At 65.8% G+C, this 3,279-nt stretch carries 4 protein-coding genes; all 4 read left to right on the top strand.

Going from position 1 to position 3,279, the window contains the following annotated elements; translation table 11 throughout:
* The coding region (whiA, locus tag ACLQ6X_RS02820; RefSeq protein WP_411698652.1) for a DNA-binding protein WhiA at positions 1–237 on the top strand (237 nt) is incomplete at its 5' end.
* Positions 238–395: 158 nt separating this feature from the next.
* Entirely contained in the window at positions 396–1,022 is a 627-nt protein-coding gene (locus ACLQ6X_RS02815) for a superoxide dismutase (protein ID WP_411698651.1), read from the top strand.
* A gap of 90 nt (positions 1,023–1,112) precedes the next feature.
* The gene (gene gap / locus ACLQ6X_RS02810; RefSeq protein ID WP_411698650.1) at positions 1,113–2,120 is read left to right on the top strand and encodes a type I glyceraldehyde-3-phosphate dehydrogenase; all 1,008 of its coding nucleotides are present in this window, start codon (positions 1,113–1,115) and stop codon (positions 2,118–2,120) included.
* A gap of 21 nt (positions 2,121–2,141) precedes the next feature.
* Positions 2,142–3,279 (top strand): phosphoglycerate kinase (locus ACLQ6X_RS02805; RefSeq protein ID WP_411698649.1); only part of this gene is annotated, 1,138 nt, incomplete at its 3' end.

The raw sequence follows: 3,279 nt of genomic DNA, 5'->3' as shown, positions 1-3,279 counted from the left end.
GCCATGGAGATCCTCGGCGACGACATTCCCGAACACCTGCGCTACGCGGGGGAGCTGCGCCTGTCGTTCCGGGACTCCAGCCTCGACGAGCTCGGCCACCACGCCGACCCGCCCATGACCAAGGACGCGGTTGCCGGCCGCATCCGCCGCCTCCTGGCGATGGCCGACAAGAAGGCCGTCGACCTCGGCATCCCCGGCACCGACGCGAACCTGCCGGCCGATCTCGACGACGTCTGACCGGCCGCCGGTGGCCCGCCCAGCCCTCAGTCGGCGGCCTCCACATCGGCAAGAGGGGCCTAACGTCCCCTATTCACCTGAGTAGACTAAAAAGGTCACTTACAGTGCAGAAGACCAGAGAAATCTTGTCGCTGCCACAAAATGAGGAGATACGAGCTATGGCCGACTACACCCTGCCTGAACTGGCTTACGACTACTCTGCGCTCGCGCCGAGTATCAGCGGCACCATCATGGAGCTCCACCACAGCAAGCACCACCAGGCGTACGTGACCGGCGCCAACACCGCCATCGCCCAGCTGGCGGAGGCTCGCGACTCAGGCAGTCTCGTGTATGTCAACAAGCTCGAGAAGGACCTGGCGTTCAACCTCGGCGGCCACGTCAACCACTCTATCTTCTGGACCAACATGTCGCCGAACGGTGGCGACAAGCCGGTCGGTGAACTCGCCAGCGCGATCGACGACTACTTCGGCTCCTTCGACAAGTTCCTGGCCCACTTCGCGGCGACCGCGCTTGGCGTGCAGGGTTCCGGCTGGTCCGTGCTCGCCTGGGATTCCATCGGGCAGCGACTGATCATCCAGCAGTTCTTCGACCAGCAGGCCAACTTCGCGGCCGGCACGGTCCCGATCCTCATGCTCGACGTCTGGGAGCACGCCTACTACCTCGACTACAAGAACGTGCGAGCCGACTACGTCAAGGCGTTCTGGGCCATCACGAACTGGGAGAACGTCCAGCAGCGTTTCGACGTCGCCCGCGTGAAGACTGAAGGCCTGCTGCTACTCTCGTAGCGGCGTTGTGGCCGGGGTCACAAGCCCCGGCCTTCCTCCATAAAATCCACCACATGTGCGCCCTCGGGCGCTAAGAAAACTGGAGTTCCATTGAGCGTCAAAATCGGTATCAACGGGTTCGGCCGCATCGGCCGCAACTTCCTCCGCGCAGCTCTCGCCAAGGGAAGTGAGCTCGAGATCGTCGCCGTGAACGACCTCGACAACCCCGCCGCACTCGCGCACCTGCTCAAGTACGACACGGCCGGTGGCCGTCTCGACGCCACGGTGACCGTGGACGGCGACACCATCTACGTCGACGGCAAGCCCATCAAGGTTCTCGCCGAGCGCGACCCGGCCCTTCTCCCCTGGGGAGAGCTGGGCGTCGAGGTCGTCATCGAGTCGACCGGTCGCTTCACGAAGTCCGCCGATGCGCGCAAGCACATCGAAGCCGGCGCCAAGAAGGTCGTCGTCTCCGCACCCGCGACCGGCGACGACGTCGCGACGCTCGTGCTCGGCGTCAACGAAGAGACCTACGATGCCGCAATCCACGACATCATCTCCAACGCCTCGTGCACCACGAACTGCCTCGCGCCGCTCGCCAAGGTGTTCATGGACAACTTCGGCATCGAGCGTGGTCTCATGACCACCGTTCACGCCTACACCGCCGACCAGAACCTGCAGGACGGCCCGCACAGCGACCTCCGCCGTGCACGCGCTGCCGCGCAGAACATCATCCCCACCTCGACCGGTGCTGCCAAGGCCCTCGGCCTCGTCATCCCCGAGCTCGTCGGCAAGCTCGACGGCTACGCGCTCCGCGTTCCCGTGATCACGGGCTCGATCACCGACCTCACGATCGAGGCGTCGCGCCCCGTCACCGTGGCCGAGGTCAACGCGGCGTACAAGGCTGCGGCCGAGGGTCCCCTCAAGGGCATCCTCAGCTACACCGAAGACCCGATCGTCTCGAGCGACATCCAGGGCGACCCGCACTCGTCGATCTTCGACGCCGGGCTCACCAAGGTCATCGGCAACCAGGTCAAGGTCGCCTCGTGGTACGACAACGAGTGGGGCTACTCCAACCGTCTCGTCGACATCACGAAGTACGTCGCAGACCGCCTCTAGAGATAACTGGATAAACCGACCGTGTCGCTTCGCACCATCGATAGCCTCGGAGACCTGAGCGGCAAGCGCGTGCTCGTCCGCTGTGATCTCAACGTTCCGTTGAAAGACGGAGAGATCACAGACGACGGCCGCATCCGCGCCTCTCTTCCGACGCTCAACGCTCTCATCAATTCCGGCGCGCGCGTCGTCGTCGTCTCCCATCTCGGGCGGCCCGACGGCGCACCGGACGCCAAGTACAGCCTCGCCCCGGTCGCACAGCGACTGAGCGAGCTGCTCGGCAAGGGCGTTGCCTTCGCGAGCGACACGGTCGGTACCGCCGCCGCCGAGACCGTCTCCGGTCTCGGTGACGGCGACATCGCCCTTCTCGAGAACCTGCGGTTCAACCCGGGGGAGACGAGCAAGGATGCAGCGGAGCGTGGCGAGTTCGCCGCACAGCTCGCAGCGTTCGCCGACGCGTTCGTGTCCGACGGCTTCGGCGTCGTGCACCGCAAGCAGGCCAGCGTCTACGACGTGGCAGAACTGCTGCCCAGCGCCGCCGGTCTGCTCATCCAGGCCGAGCTCGAGGTTCTCGAGCGGCTGACCCGCACCCCCGAGGCCCCCTACACGGTGGTGCTCGGCGGTTCCAAGGTCTCCGACAAGCTCGCGGTCATCGGCGCCCTGCTGCCCAAGGTCAACACGCTGCTCATCGGCGGCGGCATGCTCTTCACCTTCCTCGCGGCCCAGGGCCACAAGGTCGGGGCGAGCCTGCTCGAGGTCGACCAGATCGACAACGTGAAGGGCTACCTCGACGAGGCCGCCCGACTCGGCGTCGAGATCGTCCTCCCGACCGACATCGTTGTGGCGTCGAAGTTCGGTGCCGACGCCGAATTCGTCACCAGGCCCGCCGATGCCATCGAAGACACCGAGTTCGGTGCATCCGGCCTCGGCCTCGACATCGGTCCCGACTCGGGCGCCCGGTTCGCCGAGGTCATCTCGGCCTCGAAGACCGTGTTCTGGAACGGCCCGATGGGCGTGTTCGAACTCGCGCCGTTCGCGGCCGGCACCAAGGCCGTCGCGGCCGCGCTCACCACGATCGACGGCCTGGGTGTTGTGGGTGGTGGCGACTCCGCCGCCGCCGTGCGCGCCCTCGGCTTCACAGACGACCAGTTCGGTCACATTT

It is taken from the genome of Conyzicola sp. (genome assembly GCF_046714715.1).
In the GTDB taxonomy this organism is placed as follows: domain Bacteria; phylum Actinomycetota; class Actinomycetes; order Actinomycetales; family Microbacteriaceae; genus Conyzicola.
The sequence above is the reverse complement of the archived record's forward strand: the minus strand, read 5'-3'. Positions and strand labels throughout refer to the sequence as shown.